13 protein-coding genes are annotated in these 15,932 nt (G+C 38.1%); all 13 read right to left on the bottom strand.

Features of this window, described 5'->3' with window-relative positions; genetic code table 11:
- Positions 1-28 precede the first annotated feature (28 nt).
- Positions 29-1,135 (bottom strand): pectate lyase family protein, encoded by a 1,107-nt coding sequence (locus tag REB14_RS19405; RefSeq protein ID WP_309523017.1) that lies wholly within the window; start codon positions 1,133-1,135, stop codon positions 29-31.
- Positions 1,136-1,504: 369 nt separating this feature from the next.
- Complete coding sequence (locus REB14_RS19400) at positions 1,505-1,843, bottom strand: cupin domain-containing protein (RefSeq protein WP_309523016.1); 339 nt, start codon at positions 1,841-1,843, stop codon at positions 1,505-1,507.
- 46 nt (positions 1,844-1,889) lie between these two features.
- Entirely contained in the window at positions 1,890-2,624 is a 735-nt protein-coding gene (locus REB14_RS19395) for a rhamnogalacturonan acetylesterase (RefSeq protein ID WP_309523015.1), read from the bottom strand.
- A gap of 300 nt (positions 2,625-2,924) precedes the next feature.
- Complete coding sequence (locus REB14_RS19390) at positions 2,925-3,905, bottom strand: pectinesterase family protein (RefSeq protein WP_079241487.1); 981 nt, start codon at positions 3,903-3,905, stop codon at positions 2,925-2,927.
- A gap of 16 nt (positions 3,906-3,921) precedes the next feature.
- A complete protein-coding gene (locus REB14_RS19385) occupies positions 3,922-4,830 on the bottom strand; it encodes an alpha/beta hydrolase (protein ID WP_309523014.1) in 909 nt (302 codons plus the stop codon).
- Between the two features lie 198 nt (positions 4,831-5,028).
- Positions 5,029-6,696 carry a glycoside hydrolase family 28 protein gene (locus tag REB14_RS19380; RefSeq protein ID WP_309523013.1) on the bottom strand — a complete coding sequence of 556 codons (1,668 nt, stop codon included), beginning with the start codon at positions 6,694-6,696 and terminating at the stop codon, positions 5,029-5,031.
- Between the two features lies 1 nt (position 6,697).
- Positions 6,698-7,543 (bottom strand): rhamnogalacturonan acetylesterase, encoded by an 846-nt coding sequence (locus REB14_RS19375; protein WP_309523012.1) that lies wholly within the window; start codon positions 7,541-7,543, stop codon positions 6,698-6,700.
- A 6-nt stretch (positions 7,544-7,549) separates the two neighbouring features.
- Entirely contained in the window at positions 7,550-9,193 is a 1,644-nt protein-coding gene (locus REB14_RS19370) for a glycoside hydrolase family 43 protein (RefSeq protein WP_309523011.1), read from the bottom strand.
- 56 nt (positions 9,194-9,249) lie between these two features.
- A complete protein-coding gene (locus tag REB14_RS19365) occupies positions 9,250-10,503 on the bottom strand; it encodes a glycoside hydrolase family 88/105 protein (RefSeq protein WP_079241492.1) in 1,254 nt (417 codons plus the stop codon).
- Positions 10,504-10,514: 11 nt separating this feature from the next.
- Positions 10,515-11,573, bottom strand: a complete 1,059-nt coding sequence (locus tag REB14_RS19360; RefSeq protein WP_238594400.1) for a DUF4861 family protein — start codon at positions 11,571-11,573, stop codon at positions 10,515-10,517.
- Positions 11,560-12,975, bottom strand: a complete 1,416-nt coding sequence (locus REB14_RS19355; protein WP_309523010.1) for a pectate lyase — start codon at positions 12,973-12,975, stop codon at positions 11,560-11,562. The genes REB14_RS19360 and REB14_RS19355 overlap by 14 nt, the downstream gene beginning before the upstream one ends.
- Positions 12,976-12,996: 21 nt before the next feature.
- The gene (locus tag REB14_RS19350; protein WP_309523009.1) at positions 12,997-14,019 is read right to left on the bottom strand and encodes a pectinesterase family protein; all 1,023 of its coding nucleotides are present in this window, start codon (positions 14,017-14,019) and stop codon (positions 12,997-12,999) included.
- Positions 14,020-14,094: 75 nt separating this feature from the next.
- The gene (locus tag REB14_RS19345) at positions 14,095-15,930 is read right to left on the bottom strand and encodes a RagB/SusD family nutrient uptake outer membrane protein (protein WP_309523008.1); all 1,836 of its coding nucleotides are present in this window, start codon (positions 15,928-15,930) and stop codon (positions 14,095-14,097) included.
- Positions 15,931-15,932 lie beyond the last annotated feature (2 nt).

The following is a 15,932-nucleotide window of genomic DNA, read 5'->3' as shown; positions in this document are numbered from 1 at the left end:
TTATGACTACTATTACTGAAGTCTTGTGCTAAAACTGATCACAAACATTTCCTCCCAAAGTAGCTCCCGCATTAGCTGTTACATCTGCCTTTACATCTGCTACATTAAGTTTTGTGATAGTGTATGGCGGAGTGAATGCTGTTCCGCTTCCTGCTGTATTTCCGGTAACATTGATGAAACTGCTTCCGGATTGGGTTACCGCTGTAAATCCACTCATTAGGTTGATAGGCTCTTTTACATTTTCAAAAACATTTCTTTCTACCAGAATATTAGCCTGAACCCCTGCTGCAATACATTTGTTGCTTACAGAACTGTTGAAATAGCTGTTCAGAATATGAATTTTACCAAATCTTACTCTTGGCATACGTTCCCTGCACCCAGGTGCCCACCAACATCTGACAAAAGTTACATTCAGCTTTCCGGCATCAGCAGTTGCTCCGTCGCTGGATCCGATAAGGTTCGAGAACCTGTGATCATCTGTTCCTCCTGAGCCTCCAGGTTTTGGGGCTTTCAGGTAATGGAATTTCGTATAAGAAACAGTAATATAATCGGATTTATTCTTAATGTCGAAATTTCCATCCACTCCATCTCTGAATTCGCAGTGATCTATCCATACATTTCGGCAGTCGTCCAGAATGGCATTATCCCAACCATCGGTGTCATAAGCGCCAGGACCTTCAAAAATAAGGTTACGGATAATGATATTATTACATCTTTTAATATTGATAATACCTGAACCGTCTTTCGTCTGGTCAGTAGAAACGAGTTTGGCTCCGGTTGTTCCGTAAATTGTTTTTCCTGTCTGGTCCTGAAGAGATAAACGGGTAGTGATGGTAATAGTTCCGGTTACTTTGATCACTTTTACGGCTGTATTTTCAATAGCTGCTTTTAATTGTGCGTAAGTAGAAACAGTTGTTTCTGCTGCTGTTCCGCCACCGGTAGTTCCACCGTTTTGAGAAGCCCATCCCGGAGCGACACAATTGGCCAGAGGAACAATCTTTTGTGATAAAGAGTTTTTGATGTTGAGTTCGCTTTGTGTAAGGTCATTGTTCATTTCTTCCTGACCACATCCGGTTAAGGTAAAAGCAGAGCTTAGAGCGACTGTTAATAAGGCCGCCTTGAACGTTGTTTTCATAGTTTATATTTTGTGATTTGTTCTTGGTATAAAATTATATTATTAATATTAAATTATTTTATATTTTACTATATTAATATTTATATAATTACAATATTAAATATTTTATTTGATCAATCGGTTGCATTTTATGTTTTATTTAAAATTTATTTATTGCTTTAAACGAGTCACTAAAAATGGCAGTATTTTATATTTTTAATGCTTTGTTTTTTTGTTGGATTATCGCAAAGAACATTTGACTTTGCCCATATGAGATTTTCAGCAAAGGATGCAGTTTACAATTTTATCGGAGATAAAATCTTTGCGCCTTAAAAACGAATGGTATTAAAAAAAAACTTAGTGCCTTTGCGTTTTCCAACATTCTTTTAATTAAATAAGAAAATCCTCCCGGAAAGGCGTAAAAGCATCAATGAGCTTTCCTTCTTCAAGACATTTCACCCCATGAAAAATATTAGGCTGTGCAAAAAATCCATCTCCTTCCTTTAAAACTTTTGTTTCACCATCTATTGTAACTTCAAACTTTCCTGAAGCAACATACGTGATCTGAGAATGAAAATGCTGATGTAATGCTCCTACAGCATCTTTCTCAAATTTTACAATAACCATCATCACCTGAGAATTATATCCAACAAACTGCCTGGAAATACCATTTCCTAAATCTTCCCAAGCAGTGTTCCTATCGAAGAAAGGTTCTTTTTTGAAATCCATTTTATATTTTTTTAATTACAATTTTGTGGGATCAATACAATCCGTGTTATTTAATATACTTCTCCAAGCCGATTTTCAAGGCTTTTAAAGAGGTAGCTGCCAGCCATGCAACAGATTCGGCTCCTAGTTTTGACAAATGAGTATCGTCATCTTTTCCTTCCGGATAATAAGGTTCATCACCTTTTTTATAATGCAGATGCAGTTTTTTTGAGTTTTCCGGACCATAGGAAATTTCCAGCTGCTCTGACAATAATTGTAAATCAACAAAAGGAACTTTAAGATCATTGGCAACCATTCTGACCACCAAAGGATATTCTTTATGTGTATCCACCAAAACACCGTTCTCATTAAAATTCCTTCTTACAATTGAAGTCATGAGGATCGGAATAGCACCTTTAGCTCTGGCTTCGCCGACATATCTTTCAAGATTGGCTCTGTATTGAGTGTATGGATTGGTAAAACGCGTGGAGTCATTTATTTTCTGGTCATTATGTCCAAACTGGATGATCACAAAATCCCCTTTCTTAAGCTGATTCATCACTTTATTCCATCTGCCTTCCGTTCTGAAACTTTTGGAGCTTCTTCCGTTGGTGGCGTGATTCTGAACGGATATTCCAGTTGTTAAAAGAGATGGAAGCATTTGTCCCCAGCCATGCTCCGGGTTTTTGTCCGGATTTTCTTTATTGGCCATGGTAGAATCACCAATGAGGAATAGCGTAGGTTGCTGTGCATAGGTGATGATGGAAAGGAAGAAGATAAGAAGGGTAAGTTTTTTTTTCATGTTTATTTTATTTAGTATAATTCTTTTGTCTTGAAACAAAAGAATCAAAAATTCAAGACTGGGAATCTTCCGCTAAAAATTAATTCTATTCTCTAAAAATTCTAAACTCATGCGAATTCGATTTTTCTTCTTCTGGTCATTACTGGTGTTGCGCTCAAACAATAGAATTTTCTTAACGTTCACAGAAATAATTTTTTTAACGCTTCATATTCCAATGTCAATGGGATAGAAAAATTGGTCATTATTTTTCATTTGCTTTTTTATTTAAGTATCTTCTGTATATTGGATATTACTTATTACCTATTGCTTATTATTTATGTTAGGGTTCCAGCCGTCAAATATTTTCTCTAAGTTGTAATTTTTAAGATCTTTTGTTGTCAGTTGATGAGACCAGCTTACCCGTTTTGAAGGATTTCCACCATCGCCTTTGCTTCTGTATTCTGCGTAATAAGCGGTTTTTTCTTTATCGGGAAACATTTTGTCTCCTTTCCAGGGATTCCAGCCTTCAGGGAGAATATGTTTTCCCATTTCCGTATTGATAAAAACTGTTTTAGCATACGGTCTCCAAGGCCTTCCGAGATACACTTTAGACACCTCATCTTTAGCAATAAGCTTACAATCGAAAAAAACAAATCCATATTTTCTGTCAATTTCCGTGGCAGCAGCAGTGATGTAAGAATCGGCTAAGCTTTTAATCGTACAGTTTTTAAAAACAACGGTTGCCTGTCCGAAAATAAAATCGGTAGTTCCTTCTATATAACAGTTTTCAAAATACTGTCTGCTGTGGTTGGTTGCAGCATAAAAAGTGTCCTGACAACCAATAATATCAGCGTTTTTCATTACAAAACGGTCTCCTTCTACATGAAGCGAAACCGCCTGTCCTTCATTGCATGAACTGTTTTGAACGGTCAGGTTGCTGATTTTGATATCATCACCCATTACCAGAAGAGTATAGGAATTGAAAGTCGTCATCTTTTCATGGAAAGAATCTGTTTTTCCTGAGAAATCATTGTTGGTAATTATCGTATTGTTTCTGTTTTCCCCTTCCAGTGTGATCTTATGTTTCGAAGAAGGAATGACCACTTTCTCATGATAGATTCCCGGTTTGATTCTTATGAATGCTTCTGCCGGACCAAGATCTCTTACAGAATTGATTGCTTTCTGAATGGTGGCAAAATCTCCGCTTCCATCCTGAGCAACTGTAAGGGTGATATAAGGTTTGCTTTGCGCCCAAATATATTGAGAAACTGCCAGCAATAGTATTACAAATAATTTTTTCATAAGATCTGGTTAAAAATTATTTCAAAACTTTATTTAAAAAATCAACGGTATAGTTCAACGTTTCTGTAAACCATGGCTCTGCAGACCAGAATGAGTGTGGAGAATCTTTAATTTCATGAAATTCACAAGGAATATTGTAAGCCTTTAGTTTTTTCATCATATCATCTCTTCCGGCATGAAACCTGGGTTGAGAACTGTTGATAAAAAGAATAGGCGGAGTATTTTTATCAACATATTCCAGCGGTGAAGCTTCCGTCCAGTTTTTTAGATTGGTATTCCGGTCTCCATCCAGCCAATAGGAGGCGTAAGTACTTTCTTCAGCTTCAGGATGAATGAAGGATACAATTCCGTCAATATTAATGATCGCCTTTATGTTATTTTTCTTTTGTACTCCGACCAAAGTTGCAATCTGCGCTCCGGCAGACTCCCCAAAAACAACCATTTTCTTTTTGTCTAAAGAATATTTTTTGTGATGTGTAGTTAACCATTGAATAGCGGTTTCTATGTCTTCAATTCCGGCAGGATATTTTGCAGCATCCGCAAGACGGTAGCCAACAGCGATAACAACAAATCCCTTTGAAGCTAATTCCATTGCCATATATTTTTCATTATCCTTACTTCCGGAAATCCATCCGCCACCGTGAACCATTGCAATTCCTGCATGCTTTTTTGAATCATCAAGAGGGTAGTATACATCGGCTTTTAATGATGTTCCGTTGATGTTTTTGTATTCAATATCCTTGTCGATTTTAATATTTGGCGGAACCGGGCGATCAATTGGAGTTATGAAAGAGTATTTTTTCTTTAATTTTTCAAAAGTTCCTTCATTGGTGTAAGGAGAAGCATTCGGTCTGCTTACCTGCCCGAATGCCATCGTCCCTACGAAGAAAATAGAAATATAAGTATGTCTTTTGGTGAAAATCATCTGATAAAGCGATTTCTTTAATTTATAAATGTTGGAATACGCAAAGGCACAAAATTTTTATCCTTTCTTTTGTTTTATAAGTCGCGAGAAAATCAAAGATTTTCAGCAAAATGAGAAGCTTTCAATTTTATCGAAGATAAAATCTTTGCGTCTTAAAAGCACTGTTAATTCAATCTTTTACGTCTTTGCGATAATCAACTATTTTACTGAGTTTCTAGCTACCTCCGTTCCTATGGAAACTGTGCTTTTATCAGAGAGTAAATCTTTAGGTAAAGCTACAGCTCCGGTTTTGTTTCCTAAGATTTTGATATAAGGTTTGATTGGTGATTCAAATTTCACAGTAGACAGGTTAATGTTTTTACTGTTATAAACCGTTGCTCCCGTTCCTTCCGTGTATTTCAGGGTTACATTCTTCAACTGAATTCCGTCTGCATCAACAATAGTCAACCCTTTTTTTGTATCGAATTTTGAATCTTCAATCACAATGTTTTTAAGATTCATTTCGGAAAGCCCAAATAACGTAATGGCTTCATACGAATTAACCGCATTGATGTTTTTAAAGAATATATTTCTGAAAATCGGAGTTTCCTCTGTTACGGGATATACTTTTTCCGGGGTTTTATTGCCTTCCTGTTTCTGTCCGTCTTCTAAAACAGGGGAAGAGCCTTCATAGAACATATTGAAACCAATCGTTTGGGTAGGAATATTAATCATATCAATATTTTTAATATAAATATTTTCTACAATTCCGCCTCTTCCACGGGTTGTTTTGAAACGAAGCCCAATATCTGTTCCGATAAAAGTACAGTCGGAAACATGAATATTTCTGGCACCTCCGGACATTTCACTTCCTACGACAAATCCTCCATGTCCATGATATACGATATTGTTTTTGATGATGACATTTTCAGTAGGCATTCCTCTTTTTCTGCCGTCTTCATTTTTCCCTGATTTAATACAGATGGCATCATCACCTACATCAAATGTATTGTCGTAGATCAGTACATTTTTACAGGATTCAAGATCTACACCGTCACCATTTTGCGAAAACCATGGGTTTCTTACGGTAAGATTTCTTAAAATCAGATTGGAGCACATCAGAGGATGAAGATTCCACGCCGGGGAATTCTGGAAGGTAGGACCATCTAACAATACTTTGTCACAACCCACCAGACTCACCATCACCGGACGCAGAAAGTCTTTTACTGTGTTCAGTTCGTCTTTTGATATTTTATCGGGAACATTGAAGCTTGAGCTGCTTTCAAATCCTTTTTTATAGCTTTCTGAAGGATACCATGTTTTGCCATCGGAAGATAATATTCCACCGGATTTTACGATTTCTTTCCATTCAGATTCTGCCACTTTGCTTTTCTTAATGGCTCTCCAGGCATCTCCGCTTCCATCAATGACCCCTTTGCCTGTAATGGCGATATTAGTTGCATTTTTTGCTGAAATAGGAGATTGGCAACGTGTCGTGTTTAACCCTTCAAAACTTACATCTACCAATGGATAATCATTTTTATCTTTGCTGAAAATAATGAAAGCGCCTTCTTCCACATAAAGATTGATATTGCTTTTTAATTCAATAGGTCCCGTGAGCCACATTCCTCTCGGAACAATCAGTTTTCCACCTCCTTTTTTGCCAAGATCATCAATGGCTTTTTTGAAAGCGAGCGTATTTTTTACATTTCCGCCTGAAACTCCACCAAATTGGATAATGGAAACCGTATTGGCTGGAAAAGATGTTTCCGCAACCTGAGGCATTGTAAACTCAATGTTTTTATAAATATCCAGATTCTGAGCATAGGCATGCCCGGAAAACATCATGGTTACTGCTAAACTGATAATGGTAAGTGACTTCTTCATGTTATTTTTTTTGAGTTTTAATTATATTTTTAAATTCCTGATAGACCAGAGCGGCAACTATCTTTGCTCCCTCAGGCTGAAAGTGAGTATTGTCTTTTTGCCCTTTAGGATAAGCTACGTAAGTATTTTCCGGAAAATTCATAAAATAATAATTCGTTGTAAAATCCTGTCCTTTTTTAGTAAAATACTCCATGGATAGTTTGTTTAAATCAATATAAGGAACGTTCATTTCTTTAGCGACATCCATAGGAGCCTGCCAGTATTCACCGTGTACATTTTCAAGTTTTCCGTCTTTCCACGGATAATTTCTTGCTACAGGAGTTACAATAACAGGACTTCCTCCTTTTTCTCTTGTCTGAGAAACGAATAACCGTAAAAATTCTTTATATCCCTGAATATTCACGTAACGTTCGGGATGCTTTTCTGAACCATCATTGTGTCCGAACTGCATGATCACATAATCATTGGGCTGAAGATGCTCATACACATAACGCCATCTTCCTTCCTGGAAAAAAGTTCGTGTACTTCTTCCGCCATGAGCTCTGTCAACTACGACTACGGAATCAGTTGTGAAAGCTGGTCTCAGAGTTTCAATGCTGTCTTTTGCAAAGAAAGGCTGAAAGACCTGCCCCCAACCTGTAATGGGATACCGCACTTTCATATAGTCTTTTCCGGGATCATAATCTCCGGTGTAATCGGCCATGGTGGAGTCTCCGATGAGGTAGATATGAGTAACTTTTTTATTCAGTTTTGTAATCGTTTTTTGTGCCTTATCCTGAGACTGGCATGCTGATAAGAGAGTTAGACTGAACAAAAAGTAAACGGTTTTATGTAGATTTTTCTTCATGATTTTTTATTTCTTTGTAATGCTGAACCATTCAAAATCTGCATATCCTCCACGAGGTGCTTTTGCTGTACTGATGCTGTAGAGTCCTACTTTTGCTCCAATCCATTTTCCTGGTTTTGCCTGAAAAATATCACCAGCTTTGATGAAATTTTTACCATTTTCACTGTAACTGAACTGACATAAACCATTAGGCTCATTTACATTGACTTTCAAATAGACTTCGTTACTTTTTAATGGAGTTTCAAATAGCATTTTTTCTTCTCCACCTTTTTCTGCTTTTTCCGCTTTTCTGAGTTGGAGATAATACCCATCAGGTTTGTTGGTGATAACCAATGATGCATGATCTAGCCCCATTATCAATAATCCAGAGGTCTTGCCTTCCTTAGCTTCTTCGGGAACTAATTTTACCTTTGTTGTGGCGGCAAAATTCGGGGCCGGAAATTTTTGGGTTAAGAGATTAGGGATATTCCAGAGGTTTTTTTCTCCTTCCGGAACTTTGATGGAGAAGAGTCTTAAAAATTTTTGTCCGGGAAGTTTTGATGACCATACAATATTTTCATTAGCACTCCATTGCCATTGTAATCCTAGTTTTTCACCATCAAATTCATCAGTTTCAGGAGGTGTTGAAGCAGGGTAGTATTGCCCAACATCAGGCTTTTTATAGGTTGAAACAGGTTCGCCAATTCCGTTTTTATTATGATCATTTCCCATTACCGGCCAGTCTTTTTCCCATTTCATCGGCTGCAGGTGAGTGATTCTTCCTCCAGCATCCACATCCTGAAAATGATAAAACCAGTCTTCACCGGAAGGAGTATCTACCCATGCTCCCTGATGAGGTCCGTTAATGGCTGTTGAGCCCTGTTCCAATACTGTTTTTTCTTCATAAGGACCATAAATGTTTTTTGATCTCAATACCAACTGCCATCCTGTTGCAACGCCGCCTGCCGGAGCAAAAATATAATAGTAGCCGTTTCTTTTATATAGTTTAGGCCCTTCAACGGTAGGATGAGCGTCATGCCCATCAAATACATGAACACCTTTATCCAGAACTTTTGTTCCTTCAGGATTCATTTTATTAAGGGTTAATATACTCTTTACTCCGGCACGGCTTCCCGCCCAACCATGAATAAGATAAGCGTTTCCGTCTTCATCCCAGAACGGACAGGAATCTATTAATCCTTTTCCTTCCATCACCAAAACCGGTTTTTCCCAAATTCCCAGAGGATCTTTAGTTTTTACCATATAAATTCCAAAATCCGGATCTCCCCAATAAATATAAAATTCTCCTTTGTGGAATCTTATGCTTGGAGCCCAAACTCCGTCACCTCTTTTCGGGGTGGAGAAATGTTCAAGAGGAAGGATGTCCTGAATGGCATAATTAACCAATTTCCAGTTGATCATATCTTTAGAATGAAGGATAGGAAGCCCTGGAGTTTCATTGAAACTGGATGCGGTCATATAATAATCGTTGTCCACACGGATAACATCCGGATCAGAGTAGTCTGCGTATAAAATCGGGTTTCGGTAGTTCTTTCCCTGATCGGCAGTCCAGACATCGGAGACATAGTTCTTTTCCTGAGCCTGAAGATAGGGTGAAGCCACTGAACATGCTGTAATCGCAATGATATTTAAAATACTTTTTGTCTTCATACAATCATTAAACATTAAAGTTATCTTGACAAGGATGAGGGTTTCCCAATCTTTTTTTATTTTTCAAATTCTAAACTTGCCAGGATAAAAGGACCTGTTCCTTTCGGATCATTGGAACGGACTTCTTCATTCACGTAATATTCATAAGAGCCGCTTCTGTATGGTGTTCCGCCTAGTCCAGCCACTGCACAGCATTTATTTAAGCTTACTACACCGTTTTCATCTACTGTAATAAGGTTTTTGATAATGCCGTCGTATCCTTTTTTCGCAGATGCTTTATACGATTTGGGTAGATATCCTTTGTTGACAGATTTTATCATGGTGTACACAAACATAGATGAGCCTGTAGCTTCCAGATAGTTTCCTTTTTCTCCGCCTTTATCCAGTACCTGATACCAAAGTCCTGTTTTGGAATCCTGTACTTTGATGACTGCATCACAATATGATTTTAAATAGGAAAGTAATTTTGCTCTTCCGGGATGATTCTGAGGCAAATAGTCTAAAACATCTACGATAGCCATTCCGTACCAGCCCATTGCTCTCGACCAGAAATTGGGTGAAAGACCTGTTTCTTTGTTGGCCCATTGCTGTTGACGGCTTTCGTCCCAGGCGTGATAGAGTAACCCTGTTTTTTTGTCTAAAAGATGCTTTTGAATCAGGTCAAACTGGTTGATGATATCACTGTATGCCTTTTCAGCCTCTTCACCTTTTGAAAAATAATGAGTGTAGTGTGCGTAAAATGGTTCACCCATATATAATCCGTCCAGCCACATCTGGTTAGGGTAAATTTTCTTATGCCAGAATCCGCCTTCTGAAGTTCTTGGCTGACCATCTATCTGAGAACGCAGGGTTTGTAAAGCTTTTAAATATTTATCTTTTTTTTCCTGTTGGTAAAGGTAGAGAAGGACATTTCCACAATTCAGCATATCAATGTTGTATTTGGAGAGATCATAAGAAACGATGCTTCCATCTTCTTTCACCATTGTATCACCGAAAGTTGTGATATACTGATAATATTCTTTGTTTCCGGTTTTTTCGTACAATCTTTCTGCGCCTTCCAGGACAATTGCTGTGGGATAGCTCCATTTCGGGGCTTTGTTATAATCCAGCATCCACGCTTGCGGAAATCTTTTTATTTCAGAAAGAAGCATTCTCTGAGACCATGGAAGTTTAGCTGAAATTTTGCTGTTGGCTTCTGATTGTATTTCTGTTGAAGTGTTTTGCAATGGCTTTTGTGCGCAGGAAGAAAAGAATCCGGAGCATACAGCTGCCAGCGCATAGATTTTAATAGAGCTATTGATAAAGTTCATGATTGTAAACCTTAAAGTTGGTGAGTTTGATCGAGAATATCCAGTTTTTGATCCAGATCCTGGTAAAAAGATTCTTCGGTTGTTAAGCCGTTAGGTTCCTGAGACCATGCTCCCATAAAATAATAGGATACATTTTTAGTTTTTTTGAAAATGATGGTATGGGTAGATTTTGTTTTCACATATTTATCAAAGCTTTCAAGCGGATAGAAGACTGCCATTCCCAGATTGTCTTCTTTTTTGGCCAGAGTCTGTTGCCCATAAGTCGCAATATAGCCCCATTTTTTATTTTTACTGACTCCTTGTTTCAAGGGAATATCTTTGAAAGCGACGATTCCGGTACAAAGACCTGAAAGGCTGCTGCTCAGATTTAATTCTACTTTTACAAAACGGTCTTTTCGAAAAATTGTTAGTTTTGATTGCAGGTCTACGGGATTGCCCCAGGTTTTCCAACCTTTGTAAGCAATAAGGGCATAAGACTGATCTTTTTCATTGACTACTTTTGCATTCGTATTTTTTACGATTTTAAAGGTTTCAACATAATCATTCTGCTCATCATATCTTCCGTAAGAGCCTATTCCTATGGTACGTCCGGATTTCAAAATATCCTGTCCCCACGGAGCATCGTGATGATAAGATTCAAAACCGTCCTGGCCTACTTCAGGCAATACGAGTCCCGTTACTTTTTTACCGAAAATATCAGTAGCATTTCTCCAGTCCAGATAGAGTCTGTAGCCAACCTGATTATTTTCAAGACCAATTCCTTCGTATCTGATATAAGAAGAATGATCTGTATGGGCTTCCGGAAGCGTGAGTTCCTGAACATTTTTGAAAGTCCCTCCAATGTATTGATTCCCTTCCCATTTTCCGCCTTCTTTTACAGACAGTTCAGCATAAGAAAATGCAGCTTTTGGGGTTTTCTTAATGGCTTCAATCACAGAAGTCTGCGCTGAAAGATTTGTGCTGATAAAAGCACCTGCTATAATTATTTTAAATAAACTGAATTTCATACTTCTTCCTGTTGGGTTACCGATTTCTGTTGATGAGTTTTCATGGTTATTAGTTTTGTTCATCAGTTATTCTACGGACAATATCATTTATGTAGACTTCTATATTGTCATAGTTTTTATCAAGATCCCTTCCGTTGGCATTGGCTGATTTTGGGTCTAAATGATGTTTTATTTCCCATTCATCCGGCATTCCGTCGTTGTCCGAATCGAGGAGAGGTTTTGCCTGTTTTAAATGGGGAAATCCTCCTGTATCATTTTGTGAATCAATGATACCGTTTTTACTTCCTTTTGAGCCTGTGTAAGTAAAGCTTCCGGTTTTAATGTCTTTTAAAACATGAAGATCAACAGCATCTCTTACCAGACTTGCTCCACTGGATTTGAGCATTTTACTGTAAGCTTCCTCCGCAGAATGGGTTTTGATGTTATTTTCAATATCATGAGGCTGATTGATTTTAATAGAATTTCTATCCTTTTCCGTTAAATTGTAGCTGGGTTTCATCTGGCTGAAAACACCTTCTGTCCAATTATCTTTGGTAATTTCCGGACTTCCTTCCATTACATTTCCATTGATGTAGTATTTCCCCCAGATATGATAAACTTCTGTTTCCTGGTTTTCATTTTTATCGATGGCGACAATCCGTTGTCTGGTTAGGGTTGCAGGGCCCGGTTTGTAATAATTATTAACGAGATTTACGTTCATTGCTTCACCTCCATAGATACTGTTGTGTCCCCAGTTGTAGATCAGATTATTTCTGAAATCGGTAAGATCCGTCAGCGCAAATTGACTTCCTGCGTATTCCCCCAGTCTTGGATTTCTGCTGTCGTGATGTGCATAGATATTATGATGGAAGGATGCCCATTTACCTCCTGCAATTCCGCCATAGCCATGAGCCCCTTTCTGATGAACTGAATTTCTAAGGCTTTCCGTAATGAGACACCATTGAAGAGTCGTTTTTTCATTGGCGTAAATTGAAACTGTTTCGTCTGTAGACCAGCTCATAGAACAATGATCTACCATAAGGTTTTTAATAAATCTAGCTCCCAAAGCATCGCCTTCTAATTTTTTCTGATCTCCCATTCTGAATCTCAGATAACGGATAATAACGTTGTCAGCTGCTACAAATGTTTCATAATTGGCAATGGTAATTCCGTCTCCGGGAGCGGTTTGTCCGGCAATGGTGATATCGCCTTCTTTTATTTTTAAAGGAGACTGTAAGTAAATTGTTCCACTGGTTTTAAATACAATATACCTCGGACCTTTTTGATCTAAAGCGTATCTTAAACTTCCTTCAGAGCTATCGTCTCTCAGATGGGTTACAAAATATACTTTTCCGCTGCGTCCGCCTGTGGTGAACCTTCCAAAGCCTTCAGCACCAGGGAAACTCAATATTTCCTGTGCACTAACCAGCGTAGAAATACTGCATAAAAGGCTTGTGGTGAGTAGTTTGATGAAGTTTTTTGTCATAATTGAAGATGCTCGTATGAATTATTGTAGGCTCTTTTTTATATTCCACTGATCATTTCCTTTAAGAATGTTCTCAGGAGTGTATTTTTTTCTTTCTTCTTTATTTAATTGATGTGACCAAGGAACTCTTTGAGTACTATTAGCTCCAGCTCCTTTTGAGTTGCCTTCTGCATACAATGTAGTCTTTTCTGCTTCCGTTTTGTTCCAGTTGTGCCATCCTTCAGGCTTTATCGTTGAGTTAAGCTCACAGTCAATATAAGCGGTCCTGGCAAAAGGTCTCCACGGTCTTCCCAGATAGACGGAATGGTCTTTTGCATTTCCAATAATCTTTGAATTGATAAAAACGAACCCAAATTCATTTCCCTGTGGAGTAGAAGCGGCTGTAATATAACTTGCTGTTTCTTTGGAGTAGATCATACAATTTTCAAAAACGGCAGTTCCTGCTCCAAAAATATAATCCGTTGTTCCTTCTATATAACAGTTTTTAAAATAATTTCTTGACGGTTTTGTCTTGTCTTCAAGATCCTGTGCACCTTTTAAATATAAAGTATCCTGATTCCCTAAAAAGTGGCAGTTTTCAAAGGCGATTCTGTCACCTGAGGTTAATACGGCAACTGCCTGTCCGACTCTTCCGGAACTGTTTTTAAATGAAATATTTTTCGCTGTAAAATCATTCGAATAAATAAATATTGTGGATGAACCTGTCGTTCCGATCTCTTTTCCTTCAGGATTCTTTTTTGAGGCATAATCATCGTAAGTAATGATTGTCTTTTCTGGATTTTCACCTTCCAGCAATATGGCTCCTTTTGTTTCCGGGATGGTAATCTTTTCTTTATAAATTCCGTTTTTAATAAAAACTTTTGTTCTTACTAAAGAACTGTTTTCAATAGCATTAATCGCTTGCTGGATGGTTGTGAAATCGCCTTTTCCATCTTTCGAAACCACGATGGTTTTATCCTTGGTTTTGAATGAAAGAAGGCTGAATAAAGCGATCAGAGCAACGGAAAACAGAGTTGCCTTTTTTAAAAAGATGGAGAATTTCATAAAGCAGTTTTGAGGTAAAATACAGACTGATCTTGGTGGAAGACAGCCTGTATTTTGATATGAATGTTGAACTATCTAGTATCCGTAATCCTGAGTAAGGTTATAATTTGAATTGATCACATCCAGTGCAATAGGAAGAAGTTCCCTTTTATTGGGCTGGAAATAATAGGCATAACTTTTCACCGGATCTCCACTAATGTATGGCTGTGTCATAGCCAGTCTCCAGTTTACTTTTGTATATCCTGAAGGAGTGGCAACACTTTGATTTGGATTATAAAAAACATCAGCCTTATTGATTCCGTTCACATAAATGTCCATATCCAGTACATTTTGCTGAGCAGTTTTTGTCGGAACATAATTGACAACAGTGGAAGCCGGTTTTTTGTAAAAAATATATTCGGGAACGTTCGCATAAGCTCCGGTACCGTTCATGAAATCTGTAAGCTTTTGTCTGGTTTCATTGATCTTTGTTTCCAGAAGATTCCAGCGGATCAGATCATATTTTCTCAACCCTTCGCCCCCGAATTCCAATAATCTTTCCTGAACAATGTATTTGAAAAAGTCATTCTTGGAAGTAGGAATGGTTCCTATCTGACCCAAATTACCTGTATAGGCTCTTTGTCTTACAGCCATTACAGCATCAATGGCTTCCTGAGAAGGAGCACTGTGAAGTTCATTGTCTGCTTCGGCAAACATTAATAAAATATCGGCATATCTTAGCAACGGCCAGTCGATTCCCAGATTTTGTGAAGTTCCTGTAATACTCGTCCACGACTTTCTGAATTTTCCGTCATTCCAGTTGATGGAAGTCTGAAGATCCTCCTGTTTTGATGTGCTCACCCTGAAAATAGCAATATTAACATCTCTTCTCAAATCATATTTGCTAAATTCATAGAAATAAGTTGGAATAGCACTGATTCCTCCGGCTGATTTCCAGTCAGAATCATCATGTCTTAAGCCATTATAATATCCGATTTTTGAATCTGTTCTTGAGTTTCCGCCAAAAGCTCCAACAGCAAAAATAATTTCACTCGTCGTGTCCGGCGTATTGGTATGCAAAGATCTGAAAAGTCCTTCATAGCTTGGGTTCAGCTTGTGCTGCCCGGAAGTGATGATGTCTTTACATTCATCATAAGCAATCTGATAATATTTCTGAGGATTTGTGCCCTGTACCATCAGTTGTGGACTTCTTCTTAAAGAATATCCGGCTCTTGCCAGTGCGATTCTGGCTCTTAATCCTTTTACTGCTGCTTTGGAAAGTCTTTGTGCAGTAGTTCCTCCTTCAGATTTCCATGGTACCAGCGCTGATGCTTTTGCCAGATCATCAAGGAGTTTTTCATAGATGACATCGCGGTCTGTTTTCGGAATATAAACGGATGGGAGATCAGCAGAAGGGACATCCTGAAAAGGAACATCACCCCAATTTTTAATAAGATCATAATAAAACAATGCTCTCAGTGTTAATGCTTCTCCCAAATAGCGGTCCATCAGCTTTTTATCAGCTGCAGATCCGGTTTGATAAACTGGAGAAAGAGGAATATTTTTGATTACAAGATTAGCTCTTTCAATCCCTGTGTAAGTATCCAGAAAAGGTCTTAATAATTCCGTATTGGTAGGAACTGCTCCAAAGCAGCTTATTCCTCTTCTGTCATTGGCGTTATAATCTCCGGAGGTTCTGAGATCGTCTCCGGATTGGGAAAGAATGAGATTCATTCTCTGTCCATAAGTATTGTCACCCATGGCACTGTTATAAACCCCGACAAGGGCAGCAAAAGTGTCCGGAGCTGAGTCGAACTGTTGCTTTTCAGCAGTATTGGAAAGATTTTCTACCTCTAAGTAATCGCTGCAGGAGTTAAGAGTAACCACGCAGGCAAGAGATAAGAAAAGACTTGAAAATTTATTTTTGTTCATAG

The organism is Chryseobacterium metallicongregator (assembly GCF_031324065.1).
Lineage (GTDB): Bacteria > Bacteroidota > Bacteroidia > Flavobacteriales > Weeksellaceae > Chryseobacterium > Chryseobacterium metallicongregator.
This window is presented reverse-complemented; position numbering and strand designations above follow the sequence as displayed.

What these genes read in the sequence shown, in the direction of transcription:
- REB14_RS19405 (WP_309523017.1), bottom strand. Translation starts at nt 1,135, where the DNA reads ATGAAAACAACGTTCAAGGCGGCCTTATTAACAGTCGCTCTAAGCTCT.
- REB14_RS19400 (WP_309523016.1), bottom strand. Translation starts at nt 1,843, where the DNA reads ATGGATTTCAAAAAAGAACCTTTCTTCGATAGGAACACTGCTTGGGAA.
- REB14_RS19395 (WP_309523015.1), bottom strand. Translation starts at nt 2,624, where the DNA reads ATGAAAAAAAAACTTACCCTTCTTATCTTCTTCCTTTCCATCATCACC.
- REB14_RS19390 (WP_079241487.1), bottom strand. Translation starts at nt 3,905, where the DNA reads ATGAAAAAATTATTTGTAATACTATTGCTGGCAGTTTCTCAATATATT.
- REB14_RS19385 (WP_309523014.1), bottom strand. Translation starts at nt 4,830, where the DNA reads ATGATTTTCACCAAAAGACATACTTATATTTCTATTTTCTTCGTAGGG.
- REB14_RS19380 (WP_309523013.1), bottom strand. Translation starts at nt 6,696, where the DNA reads ATGAAGAAGTCACTTACCATTATCAGTTTAGCAGTAACCATGATGTTT.
- REB14_RS19375 (WP_309523012.1), bottom strand. Translation starts at nt 7,543, where the DNA reads ATGAAGAAAAATCTACATAAAACCGTTTACTTTTTGTTCAGTCTAACT.
- REB14_RS19370 (WP_309523011.1), bottom strand. Translation starts at nt 9,193, where the DNA reads ATGAAGACAAAAAGTATTTTAAATATCATTGCGATTACAGCATGTTCA.
- REB14_RS19365 (WP_079241492.1), bottom strand. Translation starts at nt 10,503, where the DNA reads ATGAACTTTATCAATAGCTCTATTAAAATCTATGCGCTGGCAGCTGTA.
- REB14_RS19360 (WP_238594400.1), bottom strand. Translation starts at nt 11,573, where the DNA reads ATGAACAAAACTAATAACCATGAAAACTCATCAACAGAAATCGGTAAC.
- REB14_RS19355 (WP_309523010.1), bottom strand. Translation starts at nt 12,975, where the DNA reads ATGACAAAAAACTTCATCAAACTACTCACCACAAGCCTTTTATGCAGT.
- REB14_RS19350 (WP_309523009.1), bottom strand. Translation starts at nt 14,019, where the DNA reads ATGAAATTCTCCATCTTTTTAAAAAAGGCAACTCTGTTTTCCGTTGCT.
- REB14_RS19345 (WP_309523008.1), bottom strand. Translation starts at nt 15,930, where the DNA reads ATGAACAAAAATAAATTTTCAAGTCTTTTCTTATCTCTTGCCTGCGTG.